The sequence below is a fragment of the Mycobacterium sp. NGS35 genome (assembly GCF_059812855.1).
Genome location: NZ_JCALDL010000001.1, coordinates 70913 through 92778, shown reverse-complemented (window position 1 = coordinate 92778; position 21866 = coordinate 70913). Strand labels below are relative to the sequence as shown.

The window sequence follows — 21866 nt, the reverse complement described above, 5'->3', positions numbered from 1 at the left end:
GGCCGTTTCCAGCCGCTAGCCGGCGCCTGGAGCGGCGTAGCGAAAGCGCCTGCCGAGCTCGGGGTTGGTCAAGGTTAAGGAGAGCGCCGGCCGCGCCGCATCGCCGAATGTCGGTGCCCTTGCTTAGGCTCTGGCTGTGGAGTACGAGGCGATCGACGCATTGCGGGAGCGGCACCCTGCGTGGCGACTGCTTCGTGCCGGCAACTCGGCGCTGATCCTTTCCTTCCTCGGCGCGTTTTTCGTTGAGGGCAACCGGGGCGCGTGCCCATCGAGCCAGGTCGCGGCGGCGTTGGACGACCACCTGTTCGCACTAAACGCCGAGATTCCCGCCGAGAACGGCCAGGAACGATTTCCAAAGGATGCTTGGTCCTATCTGGAGGACTGGGCGGCCACCGACGCTGCGTATCTGCGACGGTTCTACCCGGCCGGCGACGACGAGGTGCACTATGAAGTGACACCGGCATTTGAGAAGGCCTATGCCTGGGTCACGACCCTCAAGGGCAGGTCCTTCGTGGGAACTGAATCGCGGCTGCACACGGTGGTCGAGCTGTTGCGACAGATCGTATATGGAACCGAAGCCGAAGCCGACGTCCGGCTGGCCCAGTTGCGCCGTCGTCGTGACGAACTCGACGCCGAGATCACGGCCGTCGAGGCTGGCATCGTCCAGGTGCTCGACGTGACAGCGGTCCGCGACCGCTACCAACAGCTCGCTGCCACCGCACTCGAGCTGCTCTCAGATTTTCGCGAGGTTGAAGAGAATTTCCGGCTCCTCGACCGGGCCGCGCGAGAGAAGATCGCCGCCTGGGACGGCTCCAAGGGTGAACTACTCGCCGAGTTGGTCGGCACTCGCTCTGAGATCGCCGGCTCGGACCAGGGCCGCAGCTTCCAGGCGTTCTACGATTTCCTGCTCTCCGAGGCGCGCCAGGCCGAGCTTGCAGAGCTGCTGGCCAAAGTTTCCACGCTGGACACGATCCACCAGGTTCAGAGAATCCGCGGTATCCACCACGATTGGTCGGAAGCGGCTGAACGGGCCCAGCGCACCGTCCGCCAGATATCGGAGCAACTGCGCCGCTTTCTCGACGACCAGATCTGGCTGGAGAATCGGCGTGTTGTGGACCTGGTCCGGGCGGTGGAGAGCGTCGCCCTCGAGCTGCGCGGCGCACCGCCGCCCTTCGGGCTCGAGGTGGACCAGTTGGGCATCGAAATCACCCTGCCGTTCGAGCGGCCGCTATATCAAGCACCGGTGGCGGTCGCGGTGGAAAGTGACATCTCCGCGGCGACTGAGGAGGTCGACACCGACCTGCTATTCACCCAAACCTACGTCGACCAAGCACGCCTGGCCGAGATCATCCGCGCCGTTCTGCCCGAAAACTCCTCGGCTCTGCTGTCCGACGTCGTCGCCGTGCACCCGATCGAGCAAGGAGCCGCGGAAATCGTCGGCTACCTTGCGCTCGACGACGAAGATGTGACGGTCGACATGGACGAAGCCGACGAGACGCTCCTCGAATACACCGACCCTGCCGACCCGGAGGTCACCAAGCGGGCGAGGCTGCCGAAAGTGACGGTGCGGCGGCGATGAGCAACGAGCGCGCGGTCGCCGGCGCCATCATCCGGTTGATGCAGGGCGTCGTCTACCGTGAATCAGACGAGGACACCTGGCTGACGCTGGAACGGTTGGGCGCCGGTGTCCGAGACCATTTCGCCACGATCGGCGTCGACGTGGTGGTCGACGACGCGGAGGGCTACGCCTACCTCCGGTCCCGACCCGACGACGGCGACGAGGCGCTGCCGCGCCTGGTCCGCAGGCGCGCACTGACGTACAACGTCAGTCTGCTGCTGGTGCTTCTACGCAAGAGGCTCGTCGAGTTCGAAACCAGCGGCGGTGAAGGCCGATTGGTAATCAGCAAAGATCAGATCGTCGATATGCTGCGGCTCTTCCAGGCCGAATCTACGAACGACGCACGAGTCGTGGATCAGGCGGAGGCGACGATCAAGAAGGCTGCTGAGCTCGGCTTCCTGCGCCAATTGCGGGGTCAGCGCGACCAGTGGGAGGTGCGGCGCATCCTGAAGGCCTACGTCGATGCCGAGACCCTGTCGGACTTCGCGGCCAAACTGCGCGAGTATGCCGGGACGGTGGCCGGCCATGAGTGAAACCTGCACTGCCACCGCCGAACTCGCTGAACACCTTGGGGCCGGGTACCGGCTGCAGCACGCGGAGCTCTTGAACTGGGGGACCTTCGACAGACAGGTCTGGCGGTTCAGCCCGGGTACCGATACCGCGCTGCTGACCGGTGACATCGGCTCAGGCAAGTCGACGATCGTCGACGCGATCACCACCTTGCTGGTGCCGTCGCACAAAGCGGCCTACAACAAGGCCGCCGGCGCCGACGCCAAGGAACGCACGCTGCGCTCGTACGTTGAAGGCCACTACAGGTCTGAGCGAAACGAGGCGACCGGCAAGTCCCGCGCCAAGGGACTGCGTGAACACCGGCGGACGTACTCGGTGATCCTTGGCGTGTTCACCAATCACGGCTATGACGAGACGGTCACCCTGGCCCAGGTCTTCCAGCAGCGTGAGAGCACCGGCCAGCCCTACCGCTTTTTCGTCACCGCGACCAAACAACTGTCGATCGCGACAGACTTCGCCGACTTCGGGTCGGACCTTCGCGACCTGCGCAAGAGGCTGCGGGCGTCGGGGGCCGAGATCTTTGACGAGTTCCCGAAGTACGCCACCTCGTTGCGCCGGCTGCTCGGCATCCGATCCGAGCAGGCACTCGAGCTGTTCCACCAGACGGTGTCGATGAAATCCGTTGGCAATTTGAACGATTTCGTACGCGACCACATGCTCGAGCCGAGCGACTCGACCGAGCGGGTCCGCGACATCATCGCCCACTTCGAGGATCTGACCAAGGCACACGACGCCGTCAAACGGGCGCGAGAGCAACTCGAAGCGCTCGAGCCGATTGTGCAGACCGCGACTAAGTACGACGCAGCGCTCACCGACCGCGACGCGCTGGAGCAGGAGCGATCGGCCGTGCGGCTGTTCATCGCGGAGCTTCGCTCCGGACTGCTGGCTGGCGAGATCGTCCGGCTGGAAGCTGCCTGCGCTGCCCGGTCGGAGGAACTGGGAGCCGCCGAAACGACACAGCAACGGCTCAAGCATGAGCGCGAATCTCTGATCGAGGAGCGCGCCAGGGCGGGTGGGGACCGCATCGGAGAGCTGGAGCGACTCACAAGCGAGGCGCGGGCTCAGGCCGAAATCCGCCGTGGCACAAGGGCGTTGTTCGACGCCGCCGTCGCCGATGCCGGGCTGGAAGCCGTCACCGGAGACGCGGAGTTCCAGGCCTTGTCCGCGTTGGTCTGCGCGGAACGTCCACGGCTAGCTGCCGAGAAACGAGACCTCGACGCAGCCACCGCCGACGCGATCGGGCGCGAGCGAGAGCTGCAACGCAAGTGCGAGCTCGTCACCGACGAGGTCACCAGCCTGGAGCAACGTACCAGCAACCTGCCCGTCGAGCAGATCGCGGTACGCGCCGAGATGTGCGCGGCCATGGGGTTGACGCCGGAGGACCTTCCGTACGCGGGTGAGCTCCTCGACGTGTTCGACGAGCACGCCGATTGGCGAGGCGCCGCCGAACGCGTGCTGCGCGGGTTCGCGCTCTCGCTGCTGGTGCCGCAGCAGCACTACGATGCCGTCGCCGGGTGGGTGAACGGGCGACGGCTCACGTTCCACGGCCGTGATGGCAAAGTGACCGGGGCGAAGCTGGTCTACGAGAGGGTTCCCCGCCAACAGGTCCGGCTGCAACCGGCTGGCCACGACGGCCTGCGGCTCGCCGACTGCATCGACATCAAAGACGGGCCGTTCCGGGACTATCTGGCCAACGAACTCACGAAGCGTGCCGACTTCCGCTGTGCCGCAAGCGTACCCGAGTTCCAAGCCCAACGGCGTGCGGTCACCCGCGAGGGTCAGGTGCGTTCGGGCGACCGACACGAGAAGGACGACCGGCATCGCGTCGACGATCCCCGTCGATGGGTCCTGGGCTGGGCCAACGAACGCAAGATCGCCGCGCTGCGCGCCGAAATTGCTCAGCTGGAGGCCGAGCGTGAGGCGGTCACCGCCGAGGTGGCCGCGCTCAGCGCCCAGCGGGAGGCGCGGCAGGAAAGGCTGGACGCCCTTCTTCGGATCGAGGGCTTTCGCTCCTGGATCGACCTCGACGTCGACGAGGCCGAGAGGCGCGCGAAAAGTCATGAGGCTGAACGTATTCGGCTGCAGGCCGGCTCGTCGCGCCTGGAGGAAATCGCCCGCGTGTTGGACCGCAATGCGCAGGAAGCAAGTGCCGTCGCCGAGTTGATCAAGAAGCTCACCGGCGAACTCGCCACCACGGCGGCCAAGGCAAAGCAAGCGGAACACGACAAAAAGCGCGACGACGATTTCATCGAAGCACATCCCCGGCAGGAACTGGCAGCCGCCCGAGAGTCCTACGCTGCCCTCGACGAACGCCTCGGGAACAACCGTCCGACGCGCGCAGCGGACTGCGCCGAGACCGAGACCACCCTGTCCGCCACCCTCCATCGACGAATCGAGAAACTCACCCGGGAGCTCGGCGGCTACGGACAGAGTTTGGGCCAGTACATGGCTGAGGTCTTGCGCCGTTGGCCCGAGCTTCGGGCGGACATGGACGCCAATGTCGAGGCGCGCCAAGACTTTCTGGCGTTTCGTGACCGCGTCGCGACGGACGATCTCCCGCGCTTCGAAAGTGAGTTCAAAGAACAGCTCAACAAGAACGCCATCCAGGAGCTCGCGGGGTTCAACAACTGGCTCAACCGGCAGGCGTCGGCCATCGACGAACGCATCGACCGCATTAACGGGGCGCTCGGGGCGGTGCCCTACAACCCGGGTCGCTTCATCCGGCTGGAGAAGGAGCCGACCACCAACCAGGACGTCGCCCAGTTCCGAGCCGATCTGCGCAACTTGACCAACGACAGCCTCGCAGTCGACGGGGACCAGTACTCCGAACAGCGGTTTCTCGACGTCAAGCGGATCATCGAACGCTTCCGCGGTCGCGACGGGTACGCCGAGTCCGACAAGACATGGACGCGACGTGTTACCGATGTGCGCAACTGGTTCGTCTTCTCAGCCTCCGAGCGTGATGTCGAGACCGACCTCGAATGGGAGCACTACAGCGACTCCGACGGCAAGTCAGGCGGCCAGAAAGAGAAGCTGGCGTACACGATCCTGGCGGCGTCGCTCGCTTACCAATTCGGCCTCGAGTGGGGAGCGCGGCGGTCACGAGACTTCCGGTTCGCGGTCATCGACGAAGCGTTCGGCCGCGGCTCAGATATCTCGACGCGCTACGCGCTGAAGCTCTTCGCAACGCTCGGGCTGCAACTTCTGATTGTCACGCCTTTGCAAAAGGTCCACGTTATCGAGCCGTACGTCAAGGCAATTGGATTCGTCGACAATCCGACAGGAACCTTCTCTCGGCTCCAGACGATGACGATCGAGGAGTACCGGGCAAGACGCAACGGTCGGCAGCAGTGAGTGCCGGATGGACAACCCCCGAGGATATTGCCGCCAAGGTCAGACGCCGGTGGGACGACGGATCGCTGCTGCGGGCTTATGCCAACAGCGATCCCTTCGGCCCGATCGAAGTACCGATTCGTGGCCCAAGGCCGTCAGAGGTGGGCGATGACCTTGCCGGCGCGCGCCGGTGGGTAGCGGCCCTCGACGCCGGCCGCCGCGACGACCGTCGTTACACGCTGCAATGGCAATCGATCGGCGGCAGACAGATCGGCCGTAACCAGTTGCCCGTACGGGCAGTGGTGTCCTCTATGGAGCAGGCCTGTGCGCTCTTGGGTGTGACCGCGTTGCTTCGCCGGTTCGACGAACTGTTGGTTCTCGCGCAGCAACATCCGCGGGTTCGAAGGTGGGTCGTCGCCCACCCGCATCGTGCGCTGGAACTAGCACCCGAAATGCCGCAGCTGATCGCTGCCTACATTTGGCTCGACCATCACCGGCATTCACATCGCTATCTGCGCGAGATCAGTGCACCCGGAGTTGACACCAAATTCGCCGAGAGACACCGACCGGTTCTGGCAGAGATGCTTGGCGTTTCGTCGACGGCCTCGGGATTCCTGGCCGGTCTCGGCCTCAAATCGAAGCCCGGACTGGTTCGGTTGCGGCCGGCACCGTCGCTGGGCTTGGTGGCTCCGTTAACAGAGGTAGCGGTGCGTTGCGAGGAATTGACACAGCTCAACCTTGAACCACGGGTCGCAGTGATTGTCGAGAACGAGATCACCTATCTAAGCATGCACGTCCCCGATGACGGTGTCGTGATCTGGGGGAGGGGCTTCGACATCGATAGCGTTGGCCGGCTGCGGTGGCTGGCCGAAGCCGACGTCCACTACTGGGGAGACATCGATACGCATGGATTCGTGATACTTGACCGTCTGCGAGCGTGGCTACCGCAGGCACGATCTGTGCTGATGGACCGGGACACGCTGCTCGCCCACCGCGAGCGTTGGGTGACCGAAAACCGTCCGGCCACGGCGGTCCTCTCGCGTCTGACGCCTGACGAGCAGGCACTCTATTCGGAACTGGTCGATGACGGGTTGGGTGAGCGCGTGCGCCTCGAACAAGAGCGAATCGACTGGCTTTGGGTCGAGCAATGCCTAGCGGCAGCCATCAGCACATTGACTTGATTGGTTATCGACCTAGTCGGTTGGGCAGCCGCCTTTTTGGCGACTTCGCGGCTATTACCGACGCGTAGAAAGAGGTCATGGCGTAGCGCCGTTGGGTTCGGCCGCACTGCTATACACGCGCATCGTTGTTCGTCTCGGCGAAGGTTTGAACGAAACTGCGCCAACCGCTTGCACCAGAGGACATCCTCGATACCCCATCGATGGCGCGTGCACAGCGGAGCTATTTAGCCACGAAGGATTGAAGCGTCCACGAAAGTCGTGAAAAAGTGCCCTGTTTCGCCCTACCCCCTGGAGCATTGAAACCCGGTCGGGCAATATGCACGCTCTAAGGAGCTAGTGGTGTATCACTTCCCATGTTGTTGGTGTATAGATGCTTATCATGTTGATGTACCCTTGTTATCCGTGACACGCATCACGGTCGACGTGAACGACGAGTGGCTCAACGCCGCGAAAGAGGTCCTTGGAACCGACACCAAGGTCGCCACTATCAATGCAGCGCTGCGCTCTTTCGCGCTGCGCACACAAGCCGGCAAGATCGTCGCCGCTCTCAACAGCGTTCCCATGGATTTCACGGATTCCAATTCCTCGTGGCGTTACGGTGCCGGCCGCGACCTCACTCGACTCGAACAAGAGGCCCAGGAATCGCAAGCGCTCTGATGGCCGGTGTTGTTTACCTGGCAGACACGACGGTCTACGTCTTGCAGGGTCGCCACGACGTCGTGCGCCGCCGATTCGAAACGCTGCTGGCAGAGGGGCGACTCGCAGGATGCCAGATGTCGGCTTTGGAGTACCTCAACGGCGCCCCGGATCCGAAGGGCTATGAGATCGTCTGGGGCGCCCTGCATGGACATCGTTGGATGAACGTGACGTCGGAAGCCATGAACCGGGCGTTGGATGTGCACCGAGAACTCGCCAAGACCAGCCAGCACCGCCACTTCCGGCTACCCGACCTGATCATCGCTGCGACAGCGGAAGTCAACGGGGCGACCGTCCTACATTACGACGGCGATTACGACCGTATCGCCGCCGTGACTGGCCAGGCCACAGAGTGGGTGGCAGCCAAGGGCTCGCTGTAACCGCGGGTTCGATGCACGTTCTAGACCCTCGAAGCCGTTGCTGTAACGCAGGTGACCGCGGCGCCGATGATCTTGCGACGGACTTGGGCGCAGGGCAGGGGGTCGGGTGGTACGACGCATTGGTGCGGTGGCTGTTGCCGTCGCGGTGGCAGGCGCAGCACTGATCGGTGTGACCGCTGGCGTTGCAAACGCAGAGTCGAGTTGTCCTGACGTCCATTGGATCGGCGCCGCCGGCTCCGGCGAGCGCGACGATCCGACCGCGAACGGCGGAATGGGCCGAGTGGTCTACCAGTCATACCGCGATCTCGCCCAGCAAGTGCAGCGAGACGGCCGGGTGATCACGGCCGAAGCAGTCGACTATCCCGCCAAGGCAGTGCCCGCCGACGGCGACCTGCTCGGCTGGGCCGGCTTCATGAGCAGCGTCGACGCCGGCACCGCCGCATTGCGCACCCAGTACGCGACATTCGCAACACGTTGCCCCGCAAGCAAAGTCGTGCTGGCCGGTTACTCGCAGGGGGCAATGGTGGTGCACCGCAACCTGCAGCCGCTGGCCGACAGCCCCAACATCGCGGCGGCGCTGCTGGTCGCCGACGGCGACCGGCTACCCGGCGACACCGTGATCACCATCGGTTCGGCCACTGCGTCGCCCGCCAAAGGCAAAGGCGTGGCGCAGGACTGGCCGATCTTGGCGCACGCTCCAGGCAAGCTCCCCGACACCATTGGCAGCCGCACGATCAGCGTCTGCGATCGCGGCGACGCCGTCTGTGACGCCGTTTCCGGCCCGACGACCGCCGCTGGCGTGGCCATCCACACGAGCTACGCGCTCAACACCAGCGGCGGATACGCCTGGACCGCTCCGGTCTATCAATTGCTCGGGCCGTCGCCTCAGGTCTCGCAGCTGGCACGCGCACGGTGAGGTAATGCTTAGAACGGTGCGGTAATGGCGTGGAACCGCGTGACTATCGGGCCGCTTCCAGCTGGCTGGGGGCGTGCCGCTTGACCCGCCGCGCATTCGCGGCCTGAGCCGCTTCGGCGTTGCGCCGCAGGCGACGAATCTCGCGGTTGATCCGACGGGTAAGCACCCGGTCGTCGCGCTTGGTCAGTGACCGACTCCGTTCAACCAGCAGATCCAGCTGCTGCCAGCTGAGTCCGTCTAGGTCGCCGTCGGAGTCATGCGTGGCCACAACCACTCCGCCGCGCAACAGCGGCACCGTTTTCGCGGTGAAATTCGTAGTGGCCAAGAGTAGTTCGGTAGCCCTGCGGTTGGGACGGCGCTGGCACCGCCGGGTCGAGGGAGTGAACCAGAAGTCGAACTGCCTGTCGGTGCTGGTCAAGCTCTCCAGCCCACAGTTGTTGATCAGATCTGCGATGTCGGCCTTGCTGTAGGCCCGGGTTTCATAAGCGACGCCATTGGGGCTGAAGTAAAGGACAGTGTTCATTCAGATGTTCCATTCGACTCTTTCTCGGTGGTGGTGATGGGCTGGTGCCTGACCAACCGCTGTTACCAAAGTTACCCATGTGACAGTTGAGATAAACCTCGATAACGAATTCGACACGTCGTGAAATAGGTCACTTTTCCGCCCACAGAGAACCGCACGGCACGCCACCGGAATGCGGCATAACGGGTTCAGATACTGGGTAGGCTTTGCCCACGCGGCATCGTCGCCGCCGATCGGAGTGGTCATGGCTCACCAGATCCAGCGCGGCCGCGCAGCTAGATCAACTAACGGCCTTGCCGAGTTATCTCCCGCCCGCGCCCTCATGGTCCGATCGTCGGACGGCACCCGCTTGCACACCGAGGTCTTCGGGCCCGACGACGGCTATCCGATCGTGTTGAGCCACGGCATCACCTGTGCGCTTCGCGTATGGAAACACCAGATCGCCGATCTCGCTACCGACCACCGCGTCATCGCCTTCGACCACCGCGGCCACGGCCGCAGCGAAATTCCACGCCATCGGCGCCACTACACCCTCGACTATCTCGCCGCTGACCTGAACGCCGTCCTCGACGCGACGTTGCGACCGGGGGAGCGGGCGGTGATCGCTGGACACTCGATGGGCGGCATGACCATCAGCGCCTGGTCCCATCGGTACCGCGACTCGGTGCCACACCGCGCCGACGCGGTCGCGCTGATCAACACCGCCACCGGCGACCTGCTGCGCGAGCTACGTCTGCTCAACGTGCCGGGTCTTCTGGCTGCGGCCCGAATTCGAGTGGCGGAACAGGTTATTCGGGCTATCGGGCCGCTGCCCGTCCCGGCCGGCGCCAAGTGGACCAGCCGTCGATTCATCACGGCACTGGCGGTGGGTGCGGACGCTCACCCGTCGGTCACCGATCTGGTCTACGAACTGTTCATGGGCACCTCACCGGTCGCTCGCGGCGGATGTGCGCGAATGCTTGCCGACGCGCTCGGCCCTGAACACCTGCCCTTGGACGGTCTGACCGTGCCGGCGTTGGTGATCGGCAGCACGAAAGACCGCCTGCTGCCGATCGGGCAGTCACGAAAGATCGCCGACGCTGTCCCGAATCTCGCCGGCTTCGTCGAACTGCCCGGCGGGCACTGCGCCATCCTCGAGCACCCCGACAAGGTGAACCAGCACCTGCGCGACTTGGTGGCGTCGGTGACCCGGCCCCAGCGAGCGACCTCCTAGCCGCGCAGCCGCTTCGCCACCTCAGCCGCGGCGCGCCGGCCCGACCGCACCGCCCCGTCCATGAATCCGGTCCACTCGTCGGCGGTTTCAGTACCCGCCCAGTGGACAGGGCCGACGGGCCGCCGCAGCCACGGACCGAACCGGCTCCACGACCCAGGCGGGACCGCCGCCGTCGGGCCGCCGGGTGCGAACGGTTCCTGACTCCAGCAGTGGTCGAGGTAGTCGATGGGATCCAGTGCGGCGTCCCCGAAGATGTCAGCGAAGCAGCCAACTGCGACATCGCGACGACGACTAGGCGGCAGCGGGTCGAACGTGCGAGCGTCGGCAAAGCCGAGCAGGATGCCCGGGCCGCGCTCCGACGGGCTGACGTCGAACGTGATGAACACCGGCCCCTCATCCGAAAGCGCTTGTCCGGTCTGGCCTTTGGTGCGCCAGAACGGTGTCTCGTAGGCGACGTAGGCCTTGCTGAGCTTGCCTTGCGGCCAGCGTTCGGCAAGGTGGCGATACTCCAGCGGCAGCTCTGGCGCGAACTCGATGCCGTCGCGATGTTCGGGCGCGATCGCGACGATCGCGAACCGCGCGTGCACCTCGTGTCCGTCGTGGGACACGGTCACCCCGTCGAAGTCGCGCCATGCGATGCGCCGCACGCGGGCGTCGAGGCGCAGCCGGGATCCGAGCTCGTCGGCGATTCGCAGCGCAATCTGCTGCGTCCCGCCGGGGAACCGGTCCTGCTGCGCACCGCCGCGGGTGTCGAGCATCCGGTCCAGCCCTCCGGCGGCATTGACGTAGCGCACCACGTGCAAGAGCGACACTTCGTCGGGCTCCGCACCCCACGTCACGCGGCTGATCAACGCCAGCAGCACCCGCACCGCCTCCGAGGCGCGGATCGATCCGAGCCACTCCGCCAACGACATCGCATCCAGCGACGCATCGGCCGTCCACGGTTCGGTGATCGACACCCGGCGACCCAGACGGGCGAGCTGCCAGCGCACCCGCGCCAGATCCAACAGTTCCCGGATGGACAGCTTCGGAATGGTGCCGCGATACGCCCTGACGCGCCCGCGCCAGTGGATCAGGTTGAGGCCGTCGGCGTAGGTGGGCACTGTCTGACATCCCAAGTCGGCCGCCACTTTGAGCACTTCATCCTGGGTGGGACCGACGAACGTGGCGCCGAGGTCGACGGGCACGCCGGCGACGGTGCCGGTGCACGATCGCCCGCCGACGCGCTCTCTGCCCTCGAGGACGACGACATCGTGGCCACGGTGGACCAGTTCCCGCGCTGCGGTCAACCCTGCGAAGCCTGCGCCCACGACCACGACGTCGGTGTTGGTCTCAGTCACGGGCATCAGTCAACTCCTGTTCGGCGCGGCGATACATGCCTATCGTGGGAGACATGAACGTCAGCGCGGACGAATACTTCGATGTGTTGATCATCGGTGCCGGAATCTCCGGAATCGATGCGGCGTACCGCATTCGTGAGAAGAACCCCGACATTCGGTATGCGGTGCTGGAGCGACGTGACCGGTTGGGCGGCACCTGGGACCTGTTCCGCTATCCCGGCGTGCGGTCCGACAGCGACATCTTCACACTGAGCTTCCCGTTCGAGCCGTGGCGCCGCGAGGAAGCGATCGCCGATGGTGCACACATCTGGCAGTATCTCGCCGACACCGCTGACAAGTACCACATCACCGAACACATCCGGTTCAACACGTTCGTCCGGTCGGCCGACTGGGATTCCAGCACTGATACGTGGACCGTCCGTGCCGAACAGGATGGCACCGAGAAGACCTATCAATGCGGGTTCTTGTATTGCGCCACTGGCTATTACGACTACGACCACCCGTATCTACCTGACTTCCAGGGCATCGAGGACTTCCAGGGGGAGGTGGTCCACCCCCAGCACTGGCCGGAGTCGCTCGACTACACCGGCAAGCACGTCGTGGTGATAGGCAGCGGCGCGACGGCGATCAGCCTCATTCCCGCGCTGGCGGAAAAGGCCGGGCGGGTGACCATGCTGCAGCGCTCACCCACATACCTGTATTCGTCCAAGCAGGTGGACCCGCTGTCCAACTGGTTCCGAAAGCTGTTGCCGCCCAAGGTCGCTTACTGGTTGATCCGTTGGCGGTTTGCACTCTTCTACGTGTTCACCTACCAGTTCGCCAAGAAGGCACCCGGGTTGATGAAGAGGTTCTTGCGGCGGATGGCTGTCAGCAACCTGCCCAAGGGCTACGACATCGACACCCACTTCAAGCCGCGTTACAACCCGTGGGATCAGCGCCTTTGCCTCATTCTCGACGCAGATGTCTACAAGACCATCGCCGAGGGCCGCACCGAAGTGGTCACCGACCACATCGACCACTTCGACGAGACCGGTATTGCGCTGGCCTCCGGTCGGCACATCGACGCGGACATCGTCGTCACCGCTACCGGCCTGCAGCTGCAGGCGCTGGGCGGCATCACGGTGAGCGTCGACGGCGAGAAGATCAACATGCACGACCGGTTCGTCTACAAGGGCTACATGCTCGATGACGTGCCCAACTTGGCGTGGTGTATCGGCTACACCAACGCGTCGTGGACGCTGCGCGCCGACATGAATGCGGAGTCGATCGCGAAGTTGTTGGCGTACATGCGATCTCATGGCTACACCCACGCCTATCCGCATCTGGAGGACAAGAACCTGCCGGAGAAGCTGACGTGGGATCTCCAGGCCGGCTACGTCATGCGTGCGCTGGACGTGTTGCCGAAGTCGAGCGTGCACCGCCCGTGGAACATGCGGCACAACTACCTGCTCGACGCGCTCGACCACCGGTTCGACCGCCTCGAGGAGTCGATGGTGTTCGGCCGCGCAGAACAGGCCCGCGCCGCTTAGGGCGCCACCGACAGCCAGTCCGCGAAGCCGGACGGGTCGTGCCGGCCCAGGGCGCCGTGCTCGAACAGACCCCAGCCCTCGGCGGGCTCGCCGTCGCCGTCGCGGCACAGCGCCCGGCCCACGTGGTCGATCACACCGAAGCCCGCCCGCCCGACGATCGCCGGGTCCGTCATGTCGTAGGTCAGCCGCTCGGTGAACTTCTCGCCCTTCCACATGCCGTGCAGCCAATCGGCGTCGCCGCCGTAGCCGCCACCGATGTGAATCGGTACCGGCAGCTTGGATTCGACGTCGAACCGCACCGGTGTGCCGTCGGCGGCGGTGGCGTCGATGGTCGCGCCGGTGGGGATCCGCGTGCCGGATCGGTAGTGGATCTTCACCCGCGGCCAGCCGAGTTGCTCGACGCGCCCGTCGCGCCAGATCCGCGTGCAGTCGTTGAGCGAACGGAACCCGTCGGGCTCCTCTTGGATGATCAGCACGATGCCGAAGTCGTCGAACGCCATCGGCACGTACAGCCACCACATGCCCTCGAACGGCGGATCGGCCGGCCGGCCGGCCGGTTCCGGTTCACCGATCGGTCGGATGCCCCACGACCTGTCCCGGGAGCCGATCCAGGTGTCGGGGTCGACGGCGATCTCGTCGCCGTCGATAGCGATGCGGCCGCTCCAGGTGCCCAGCTGCGCAAATCGCTGCGCGTCCAACGTAATTCGGTTACCACTGCGCAGCACATGGCGCTGTTCCTGCACAGCGTCGAACAAGCCGTTCCACGTGAGGTCGACGGAAATACCTTCGGTTTGCTCGAGGACAATCCGCAATTCGTGCAACGGCTCGACGACCTCCACCCGGTAGCCGATCACGTTCTGCCGCAGGCGGTCCTGGTCGATTGCATCGGACAGATGAACGGCGGTCTGCACATCGCCTCTGCGCACCAGCACGAAAGCGTCCTTCACGCCGAGGTTCGGGTAGTAGCCGATCCCACTGATCAGGAAGATGTCTCCGGTGCGGTCGTGGGCGTTGAAGTACGAGCGGTCGTAGAAGTTGCGGTCGCTGGAGCCGGCCCAGGCGATCGGCTGCGGAACCTGGTGGACGGGGAATTCGTCGACGGGACCGATCATCAGGCCTCTTCTCCGATCAGCCGCTTCATCAATGCGGCATGGTAGAACAGCGATTCCACGTCCTGCGGCCGCTCGACCTCGCCGAAGTGCACGCGTCGCGCGCCAGTGCGCATGAACACACACGCCCACATCACTCCCGAGTACGCGTAGAACCAGTGCAGGTCGCCGAGTTCCACCCCGGTCAACTCGCGATATGTCGCCCGGACGTCGTCTTCCCGCAGCACGTCGGGCAGTCCCGGCAGCCCTGCCAGCCCCGCGAGTTCTTGAAACACCATGTGCGCGAAGATCAGCCACGCGACATCGAGTTCGCGTGGCCCCAGCGTCGTCATCTCCCAGTCGAGCACGGCGACGGGCCGGAAGTCGCGGTAGAGCACGTTGCCGATCCGCGCGTCACCCCACAGCAGCACCGGGTCGGCGGCGGCTACCTCGGCCGGCCAGTTGGCTTGCAGCCAGTCGAATGTCCGCTCCAACAACCCAGAGCGGCCGATGTCGGGTACCGCGAAGTCATACCAGGACCGCACCCACGCGAAGTGACGCTCCAGCGCATTGCCGCCGGTGCCCAGGAACCCGAACGTCGACGTCGGATCCGGAATGGCATGCAGCTTCGCCAGCACCTCAATGGTCGAGTTCTGCAACAGTCGCTTCGATTGCATCGGTGCGTCGTGAAACCAGTTGCTCCCGAACGTATATGGCATCACATCGGGCGGTACCACACCGTCGACGTAATCCATCAGGAAGAACGGGGAACCGAGCACTGACCCGGTTGGCTCGAGCCACCGCACCCGCGGCACGGGAACATCAGTGAGTTCACCGACCAGCCGTATCACCTCGAATTGATGGTCGAGCCGGTACGACGGAAACACCGGAACGTCTTGGGCGCCGGGGGCGACGCGTGCGACGAATCGTTGCTCGGTCGGCGTACCGCCGTCTACCCAGCGCGCCGTGAGAATGATCGTCTCCGACGACATCCCGGTCGCGTCGACGCCACTTTCCACGGTCACTTCCGGAACCGGGTTGCCCGGCAGCACGGTAGACAGCCACTGCGACATCACATCCGGCAGCGTGCTGGTGTCACGGCTGGATCGCTGTAGTCGGCTGACGTCGTCGACAGCCGGTTCTCCCGCCACATTCGCTCCAATTACGATACTGTTGGTAGCGATATGAAAGCAGATCCGTCGACCGTTGACAAGACCCCGGGACGGCCGCGCGACCCCCGCATCGACGCGTCGATCCTGCGCGCCGCAACCGAATTGCTCACGGAGATCGGATATCCGAACCTGACCATGGCCGCCGTGGCCGAGCGGGCCGGTACCACCAAGACGGCGCTGTACCGGCGGTGGTCGAGCAAGGCCGAACTAATTCACGAGGCGGTGTTTCCCGCGGCGCCGACCGCGCTGGTCACACCGTCGAACAGCTTCGCCGACGACGTGCGCGCGATGGTCGAAGCCACCCGTGACGTGTTCACCACGCCGGTGGTTCGCGCCGCGCTACCCGGCCTGGTTGCCGACATGGCAGGCGATCCGGAGCTGAACAGCCGTGTGATGCAACGTTTTACGGGGCTGTTCGCGGCGGTGCGCGACCGCGTGCGACGGGCGATCGACGAGGGCGATGCCCGGCCGGAAACCGACCCCGACCGGCTGGTGGAGGTGATCGGCGGTGCGACCATGTTGAGGATGTTGCTGCATCCGGGGGAGGACCTCGACGACAACTGGGCCGCGCAAACCAGCGCAATCGTGCTCGACGGTGTGGTGGCATGACAGGCGTGCTGCAACCATTTCCCAGCGACTGGCAGTCGATGCTGGTGCTGATGCCCCACCCCGACGACCCCGAATACGGCATGGCGGCGGCCGTCGCGAAGTGGACCTCCGCAGGCAAGACCGTGCGATACGTGATGGCGACGCGCGGCGAGGCGGGCATCGCCGGCATGGCGCCGGAAGAGACGGCAGCGGTCCGCGAAGCCGAAGAACGGCGCTCCGCCGCCATCGTCGGCGTGTCGAGCGTCGACTTCTGGGATTTCCCGGACAGTCAGATCCGCGACTGTGACGAACTGCGCGCGAAGATCGCCGACGTCATCCGCGACGCACAGCCCGACATCGTCGTGACGATTTTCGGTGGACCGCAATGGGCGCCCGGCGCGCCGAACCAGCGTGATCACATGGAGTTTGCCGCCGCCGTGCGCGCAGTCTGCACCGATCGCCGGCTGTTCAGCAACGGCCCCAACGGAACACACGCGGAGATTGTCGACGAGTTCGTCGACGTCGCGGTGCAGTCCCTGGCCGCGCATGAGAAGTATCTGTCGGTGCTCGACCCGGATACGCCGGTGGTCGAGCAGGCACGCAAGCAAGTCGAGATGACGACGCCGGCGCATCCCGACTTCGGCGGGCACCGCGTCGTCGAGTTCATCCTCGAGAACTGACCACGATCATGGCCGAGCGTCAGCGCACGAATTCCGCTGCGCGGTCGCACAAGTCGAGCAGCGGCTGCGGCATGATGCCGAGCACGATCGTCGCGGCCGCCGAGATCGCGATCGCGATCTTGCTCAGCGTGCTGGGCACCACCACCTGCGGCGGCTCGGCAGCTGGTTCGGTGAAGAACATCAGCACGATCACGCGGACGTAGAAGTACGCGGCGACACCGCTGGCCACCACGCCGACGATCACCAGCGGCGCGGCCCCGCCTTCGACAGCGGCCTTGAACACCGCGAACTTCGCGACGAAGCCACTTGTCAACGGGATACCGGCGAACGCCAGAAGGAACCCGGAGAACATCGCGCCGACGAGCGGCCGCTCCCGGCCCAGGCCCGCCCAGCGCGACATATCGGTGTCTTCGTCGCCCTCTCGGTTGCGCACCAACGACACCACGGCGAACGCCCCGAGCGTGCTGAACCCGTAGGCCACCAGATAGAACATCGTGGACGACAGTCCCGCTTTGTTCGCGGCGATCACGCCGGTGAGGATGAACCCGGCGTGCGCCACCGACGAATACGCGAGCATCCGTTTGGCGTCGGACTGCGTCACCGCGCTGATCGTGCCGACGGCCATCGTCAGGATCGCGATCGCCCACATCACCGGGCGCCATTGCGTCTGCATGTGCGGCAGTGCGACGTAGAACACCCGCAGCATCGCACCGAACGCGGCGATCTTCGTGGCGGCGGCCATGAACCCGGTGATCGGCGTCGGCGCGCCCTGATACACGTCGGGGATCCACGAATGGAACGGCACCGCACCGACTTTGAACAGAAACCCCACCGACAGCAACGCGACACCGATCAACGCCATCGTCTGGTCCCGCTGGCCACTGATGACGTCGCTGATTCCGCCGAGTGTCAGTGTGCCGGCATACCCGTACAGCAAGGCGATGCCGTACAAGAAGAACGCCGACGAAAACGCCCCCAGCAGAAAGTATTTCAGTGCCGCTTCCTGAGACAACAACCGGCGTCGGCGGGCCAGGCCACACAGCAGGTACAGCGGCAGTGACAGCACCTCCAGTGCCACGAACATGGTCAGCAGGTCGTTGGCCGCGGGAAACAGCAGCATCCCGGCGAGCGCGAACAACACCAACGGAAACACTTCCGTTTGGCTCATGCCGGTCCGGTCGGCCTCCCGCTCAGCGGTGCTGCCGGGCACGGTGGACGCTTGCGGCGTGAACGCGTCGAAGCCGGCCGGTGCGACCGAAACGGCCTCCAACGCAGGCATTTCGACGCTCAGGCGGCGCTCGGCGATGAGCATCAGAGCCAAGATGCCGACCACCAACAGCGTCCCCTGCAACAGCAGCGCCGGCCCGTCGATCGCGACAGATCCCGCGACGGCGACCTGGCCGGGCAGCCGCACGCCCGACGCCACCAGCACCACCGCGACCAGCGCGGCCACCGATGCGCCGAGGCTGAGGACCAGCTGAGCCGGATAGCGCATCCGCCGTGGCGCGAACGCTTCCACCAGCACGCCCGCGACGGCGGCGCCGAAGACGATCAGCATGGGGGAGGCGAGGGCGTATTCGACGCTGGGGGCGGGAATGCTCATTTCGGCTGTCCCTCTGCGATTTTCGACGGCGGCGCCGACGGCGCCGGATCGCGCTGGCCGATGGTGGTCAAGGTGTGGCCAACGGCGGGGTTGATGACGTCGAGGGCGGGCTTGGGATAGATCCCCAGCACCAGAAGCAGTGCGATCAACGGTGCGACGACCACGGCCTCACGCGGCAGCAGGTCGCGCAGCCGCTCGTTGCCGTCCTTCACGGGACCGGTCATCATCCGCTGGTACATCCACAGCACGTAGACCGCAGAGAGCACCAGTGCGGTGGCGGCCACGACGGCGGCGGCCTGATAGCGGGTGAATGTGCCGATGAGGACAAGGAATTCACTGATGAACGGCGCCAGTCCAGGCAGTGAGAGCGTGGCCAGGCCCGCAACCAGGAACGTGCCGGCCAGCACAGGTGCCACCTTCTGCACGCCGCCGAACGAGGCGATCGCGCGGCTGCCGCGCCGCGACGTCAGGAACCCGGCGATCAGGAACAGCGCGGCGGTGGAGATGCCGTGGTTGACCATGTACAGCGTGGACCCGGTCTGACCCTGGCTCGTCATCACGAAGATGCCGAGGATGATGAACCCGAAGTGGCTGATCGATGTGTAGGCGATCAGGCGCATCACGTCGGTCTGACCGATCGCCACGATCGCGCCGTAGACAATGCCGACCACGGCGAGCGTGATCACCAGCGGCGCGAAGGTTCTCGATGCATCCGGGAACAGCTGTAAGCAGAAGCGCAGCATGCCGAAGGTGCCGACCTTGTCCACCACCGCCATCATCAGCACCGCGGTCGCCGGTGTAGCCTGCACCGCGGCGTCAGGTAGCCAGGCGTGAAACGGCCACAGCGGCGCCTTGACCGCGAACGCGAACATGAAACCGAGGAACAGCGCGTTGAGCACCAGCGGGCTGGCGCCGAGCTGGCCCGTGGACGCCATCGTCACGATCTCGCGGAAATCGAACGTGCCGCCGCCGTTGGGGGCTGTCACCACGTACAGGCCGATCACCGCGGCGAGCATGATCAACCCGCCGAACAGGTTGTACAGCAAGAACTTGACGGCCGCGCGTGATCGATGTTCGCCGCCGAACCCGCCGATGAGGAAGTACATCGGGATCAGCATGGCCTCGAAGAACACGTAAAACAGCAGGACGTCAAGCGCCACTAGGGAAATCAGAACCATCGCCTCGACCGCGAGGATCAACGCCACATAGGTGTGCACGGCGCGTTTGCGGTCGCCGGCGTCGTTCCAGGCGGCCACCAAGAGAAGCGGCACCAGCACAGCCGTGAGCACCACCAGCGCCAGTGCGATGCCGTCGAGTCCGAGCGTGTAACCGGTGCCGAAAGCCGGTATCCACTGGTGCTTTTCGACGAACTGGTACTGCGCACCGGAGGTGTCGAAAGAGACTGCGAGCACCACGGCGACGGCCAGCACGCCCAGCGATACGACGAGTCCCGCCCACTTCGCCAGCGCCCGTTGTGCCGGCGGCAAAAGCATGATCAGCACCGTGCCGGCCACCGGCAGCAGCCACAGAATCGACAACAAGGGAATGTGGTTCACCACAGTTTCACCGCCAGGATTGCGGCGACCACCAGTGCGGCGCCGGCGAACATGGACAGCGCATAGGACCGCGCGAAACCCGTTTGGGCGGAACGCAGTGCGCCTGACAGTCGGCCGATTGCACCTGCGAGTTCGGTGACGGTGCCGTCGATGCCCTTGTCGTCGACGCGCACCAGCGTTCGGGTCAGGTCAGCGCCGGGCCGCATGAACACCTCTTCGTTGAACGCGTCGCCGTAGAGGTCTTTGCGTGCCGCGACGGTGAGCACCGAACCGGCGGGTGCGACGGCGGGCACCGGACGTGTTCCGTAGAGCCGGTAGGCGATCGCGATCCCGACCGCAACGACGGCCAGCGTGATCGCGGTGGTCACCCACACCGGCACCGCATGGGTCACCTCTTCGTGGGCGCCGACGACGGGCTCCAGCCAATGCTGCAACGTGCCGCCGATCGCGAGCAGTGCACCGGAGGCCACCGAGCCGACGGCCAGCACGATCATCGGCCACGTCATCACTTTCGGCGCCTCGTGCGGATGCACATTCTCGGCCCAACGCTTCTGCCCGAAGAACGTCATCAGCATCACCCGCGTCATGTAAAACGCGGTGATGCCTGCGCCCAGCAGTGCGGCTCCGCCCAGCACCGCGCCCTTGAATCCGCCTGCCGCCAAAGCTGTTTCGATGATCGCGTCCTTGGAGAAGAACCCGGCCAGCGGCGGAACGCCGATGATCGCGAGATAGCCGAGCCCGAACGTCACGTAGGTGATGGGCAGCGCTTTGCGCAGCGCGCCGAAGCGGCGCATGTCGACGTCGTCGTCCATCGCGTGCATCACCGACCCGGCGCCCAAAAACAGGCCGGCCTTGAAGAACCCGTGGGTCAACAGGTGCAGGATCGCGAACGCGTATCCGGCCGGTCCCAGTCCGGCGGCGAGCACCATGTATCCGATCTGGCTCATCGTGGAGGCAGCGAGCGCCTTCTTGATGTCATCCTTCGCGCAGCCGATGATCGCCCCGAACAGCAACGTGACCGCGCCGACGGCCGCGACGCCGGCCTGTGCGCCGGGGGCCAGGTTGTAGATCGGGTGCGACCGCACGATCAGATACACCCCGGCGGTCACCATGGTGGCCGCGTGAATCAGCGCGGAAACCGGTGTGGGGCCTTCCATCGCGTCGCCGAGCCAGGACTGCAGCGGCACCTGCGCGGACTTGCCGCAAGCGGCCAATAGCAGCAGCAGCCCGATCGCGGTCAGCACCCCCTCGCTGGTGCGTTCGGTCGCGCCGAACACCCCAGAAAACGAGATCGTCCCGAACGTCGCGAACATCACCATCATCGCCACGGCCAGCCCGATGTCGCCGACGCGGTTGACCACGAACGCCTTCTTGGCCGCGGTGGCAGCCGACGGTTTGTGATACCAGAACCCGATCAGCAGGTACGAGGCCAGACCGACGCCCTCCCACCCGACGTACAGGCCGAGGTAGTTGTCGGCGAGCACCAACAGCAGCATCGCCGCGACGAATAGATTGAGATACGCGAAAAACCGTCGCCGGTCGGGGTCTTCGGCCATGTAGCCGATGGAGTAGATGTGGATCAGCGCGCCCACGCCGGTGATCAACAGCACGAAGCACATCGACAGCGGATCGACCAGCAGGCCGAAGTTCACCTGGAGGCCGCCCACGGGCACCCAGGAGAACCCGTCGAGATGGATCGCGCGGTCTTCGCCGTGGCGACCGAGCAGCTCGGTCAGCAGCACCACACCGACAGCGAATGCGCCCAGCACCGTCGCACATCCCAGCAGGTGCCCCCAGCGGTCACTGCGCCGACCGGCCAACAGCAACACCGCCGCGCCAAAAGCGGGCAGCGTCAACAACAACCAGCTCAGCTCACCCAT

The 21866-nt window shown here is 65.1% G+C and carries 18 protein-coding genes; 11 read left to right on the top strand and 7 right to left on the bottom strand.

Annotation, left to right across the window (positions count from 1 at the left end):
* The first annotated feature begins 136 nt into the window (after nucleotides 1–136).
* The 7 genes from AC5Y4C_RS00480 (at nucleotide 137) to AC5Y4C_RS00450 (ending at nucleotide 8694) form a co-directional block, all read left to right on the top strand.
* Nucleotides 137–1579 (top strand): DUF3375 domain-containing protein, encoded by a 1443-nt coding sequence (locus tag AC5Y4C_RS00480; protein WP_499962264.1) that lies wholly within the window; start codon nucleotides 137–139, stop codon nucleotides 1577–1579.
* Nucleotides 1576–2151 (top strand): DUF4194 domain-containing protein, encoded by a 576-nt coding sequence (locus tag AC5Y4C_RS00475; RefSeq protein ID WP_499962266.1) that lies wholly within the window; start codon nucleotides 1576–1578, stop codon nucleotides 2149–2151. The genes AC5Y4C_RS00480 and AC5Y4C_RS00475 overlap by 4 nt, the downstream gene beginning before the upstream one ends.
* Nucleotides 2144–5542 carry an ATP-binding protein gene (locus tag AC5Y4C_RS00470; RefSeq protein WP_499962268.1) on the top strand — a complete coding sequence of 1133 codons (3399 nt, stop codon included), beginning with the start codon at nucleotides 2144–2146 and terminating at the stop codon, nucleotides 5540–5542. Before AC5Y4C_RS00475 ends, AC5Y4C_RS00470 begins: the two co-directional genes overlap by 8 nt.
* Complete coding sequence (locus tag AC5Y4C_RS00465) at nucleotides 5539–6702, top strand: Wadjet anti-phage system protein JetD domain-containing protein (RefSeq protein ID WP_499962270.1); 1164 nt, start codon at nucleotides 5539–5541, stop codon at nucleotides 6700–6702. The genes AC5Y4C_RS00470 and AC5Y4C_RS00465 overlap by 4 nt, the downstream gene beginning before the upstream one ends.
* Nucleotides 6703–7104: 402 nt before the next feature.
* Nucleotides 7105–7359, top strand: coding sequence for a hypothetical protein (locus tag AC5Y4C_RS00460; RefSeq protein ID WP_499962272.1), 255 nt, complete (start codon nucleotides 7105–7107; stop codon nucleotides 7357–7359).
* A complete protein-coding gene (locus AC5Y4C_RS00455; protein ID WP_499962274.1) occupies nucleotides 7359–7778 on the top strand; it encodes a PIN domain nuclease in 420 nt (139 codons plus the stop codon). Before AC5Y4C_RS00460 ends, AC5Y4C_RS00455 begins: the two co-directional genes overlap by 1 nt.
* A gap of 127 nt (nucleotides 7779–7905) precedes the next feature.
* A complete protein-coding gene (locus AC5Y4C_RS00450; RefSeq protein WP_499962276.1) occupies nucleotides 7906–8694 on the top strand; it encodes a cutinase family protein in 789 nt (262 codons plus the stop codon).
* Nucleotides 8695–8737: 43 nt separating this feature from the next.
* On the opposite strand, the gene AC5Y4C_RS00445 is transcribed toward AC5Y4C_RS00450, so the two are convergent.
* Complete coding sequence (locus AC5Y4C_RS00445) at nucleotides 8738–9217, bottom strand: hypothetical protein (protein WP_499907807.1); 480 nt, start codon at nucleotides 9215–9217, stop codon at nucleotides 8738–8740.
* 244 nt (nucleotides 9218–9461) lie between these two features.
* Between AC5Y4C_RS00445 and AC5Y4C_RS00440 the strand changes: the two genes are divergently transcribed.
* On the top strand, nucleotides 9462–10430 hold the full coding sequence (locus tag AC5Y4C_RS00440; RefSeq protein ID WP_499907808.1) for an alpha/beta fold hydrolase: 969 nt from the start codon (nucleotides 9462–9464) through the stop codon (nucleotides 10428–10430).
* Here AC5Y4C_RS00440 and AC5Y4C_RS00435 read toward each other — a convergent pair.
* Nucleotides 10427–11776 (bottom strand): flavin monoamine oxidase family protein, encoded by a 1350-nt coding sequence (locus AC5Y4C_RS00435; protein WP_499962278.1) that lies wholly within the window; start codon nucleotides 11774–11776, stop codon nucleotides 10427–10429. The genes AC5Y4C_RS00440 and AC5Y4C_RS00435 overlap by 4 nt on opposite strands.
* A 47-nt stretch (nucleotides 11777–11823) precedes the next feature.
* On the opposite strand from AC5Y4C_RS00435, the gene AC5Y4C_RS00430 reads away from it, so the two are divergent.
* Nucleotides 11824–13299, top strand: a complete 1476-nt coding sequence (locus AC5Y4C_RS00430) for a flavin-containing monooxygenase (RefSeq protein WP_499907810.1) — start codon at nucleotides 11824–11826, stop codon at nucleotides 13297–13299.
* Here AC5Y4C_RS00430 and AC5Y4C_RS00425 read toward each other — a convergent pair.
* Both AC5Y4C_RS00425 and AC5Y4C_RS00420 read right to left on the bottom strand, forming a co-directional pair.
* Entirely contained in the window at nucleotides 13296–14411 is a 1116-nt protein-coding gene (locus AC5Y4C_RS00425) for an Rv3169 family protein (protein ID WP_499962280.1), read from the bottom strand. The genes AC5Y4C_RS00430 and AC5Y4C_RS00425 overlap by 4 nt on opposite strands.
* Nucleotides 14411–15538: a phosphotransferase family protein gene (locus AC5Y4C_RS00420; RefSeq protein WP_499962282.1), complete on the bottom strand. Its 1128-nt coding sequence runs from the start codon at nucleotides 15536–15538 to the stop codon at nucleotides 14411–14413. The genes AC5Y4C_RS00425 and AC5Y4C_RS00420 overlap by 1 nt, the downstream gene beginning before the upstream one ends.
* Before the next feature lie 33 nt (nucleotides 15539–15571).
* Between AC5Y4C_RS00420 and AC5Y4C_RS00415 the strand changes: the two genes are divergently transcribed.
* Together AC5Y4C_RS00415 and AC5Y4C_RS00410 are read left to right on the top strand one after the other, a co-directional pair.
* Nucleotides 15572–16168: a TetR/AcrR family transcriptional regulator gene (locus AC5Y4C_RS00415; protein WP_499962284.1), complete on the top strand. Its 597-nt coding sequence runs from the start codon at nucleotides 15572–15574 to the stop codon at nucleotides 16166–16168.
* On the top strand, nucleotides 16165–16827 hold the full coding sequence (locus AC5Y4C_RS00410) for a PIG-L deacetylase family protein (RefSeq protein ID WP_499962286.1): 663 nt from the start codon (nucleotides 16165–16167) through the stop codon (nucleotides 16825–16827). Before AC5Y4C_RS00415 ends, AC5Y4C_RS00410 begins: the two co-directional genes overlap by 4 nt.
* 19 nt (nucleotides 16828–16846) lie before the next feature.
* Here the strand turns inward: AC5Y4C_RS00410 and nuoN are convergent, their stop codons facing one another.
* Genes nuoN through nuoL form a run of 3 tightly spaced genes read right to left on the bottom strand, consistent with a single transcriptional unit; the run spans nucleotide 16847 to nucleotide 21866 of the window.
* Nucleotides 16847–18430, bottom strand: coding sequence for an NADH-quinone oxidoreductase subunit NuoN (gene nuoN / locus AC5Y4C_RS00405; protein ID WP_499962288.1), 1584 nt, complete (start codon nucleotides 18428–18430; stop codon nucleotides 16847–16849).
* Complete coding sequence (locus AC5Y4C_RS00400) at nucleotides 18427–19986, bottom strand: NADH-quinone oxidoreductase subunit M (RefSeq protein ID WP_499962290.1); 1560 nt, start codon at nucleotides 19984–19986, stop codon at nucleotides 18427–18429. Before AC5Y4C_RS00400 ends, nuoN begins: the two co-directional genes overlap by 4 nt.
* On the bottom strand, nucleotides 19983–21866 hold the full coding sequence (gene nuoL, locus AC5Y4C_RS00395; protein WP_499962291.1) for an NADH-quinone oxidoreductase subunit L: 1884 nt from the start codon (nucleotides 21864–21866) through the stop codon (nucleotides 19983–19985). The genes AC5Y4C_RS00400 and nuoL overlap by 4 nt, the downstream gene beginning before the upstream one ends.

What these genes read in the sequence shown, in the direction of transcription:
- AC5Y4C_RS00445 (WP_499907807.1), bottom strand. Translation starts at nt 9,217, where the DNA reads ATGAACACTGTCCTTTACTTCAGCCCCAATGGCGTCGCTTATGAAACC.
- AC5Y4C_RS00425 (WP_499962280.1), bottom strand. Translation starts at nt 14,411, where the DNA reads ATGATCGGTCCCGTCGACGAATTCCCCGTCCACCAGGTTCCGCAGCCG.
- AC5Y4C_RS00470 (WP_499962268.1), top strand. Translation starts at nt 2,144, where the DNA reads ATGAGTGAAACCTGCACTGCCACCGCCGAACTCGCTGAACACCTTGGG.
- nuoL (WP_499962291.1), bottom strand. Translation starts at nt 21,866, where the DNA reads ATGGGTGAGCTGAGCTGGTTGTTGTTGACGCTGCCCGCTTTTGGCGCG.
- AC5Y4C_RS00410 (WP_499962286.1), top strand. Translation starts at nt 16,165, where the DNA reads ATGACAGGCGTGCTGCAACCATTTCCCAGCGACTGGCAGTCGATGCTG.
- AC5Y4C_RS00430 (WP_499907810.1), top strand. Translation starts at nt 11,824, where the DNA reads ATGAACGTCAGCGCGGACGAATACTTCGATGTGTTGATCATCGGTGCC.
- AC5Y4C_RS00435 (WP_499962278.1), bottom strand. Translation starts at nt 11,776, where the DNA reads ATGCCCGTGACTGAGACCAACACCGACGTCGTGGTCGTGGGCGCAGGC.
- nuoN (WP_499962288.1), bottom strand. Translation starts at nt 18,430, where the DNA reads ATGAGCATTCCCGCCCCCAGCGTCGAATACGCCCTCGCCTCCCCCATG.
- AC5Y4C_RS00455 (WP_499962274.1), top strand. Translation starts at nt 7,359, where the DNA reads ATGGCCGGTGTTGTTTACCTGGCAGACACGACGGTCTACGTCTTGCAG.
- AC5Y4C_RS00440 (WP_499907808.1), top strand. Translation starts at nt 9,462, where the DNA reads ATGGCTCACCAGATCCAGCGCGGCCGCGCAGCTAGATCAACTAACGGC.
- AC5Y4C_RS00475 (WP_499962266.1), top strand. Translation starts at nt 1,576, where the DNA reads ATGAGCAACGAGCGCGCGGTCGCCGGCGCCATCATCCGGTTGATGCAG.
- AC5Y4C_RS00415 (WP_499962284.1), top strand. Translation starts at nt 15,572, where the DNA reads ATGAAAGCAGATCCGTCGACCGTTGACAAGACCCCGGGACGGCCGCGC.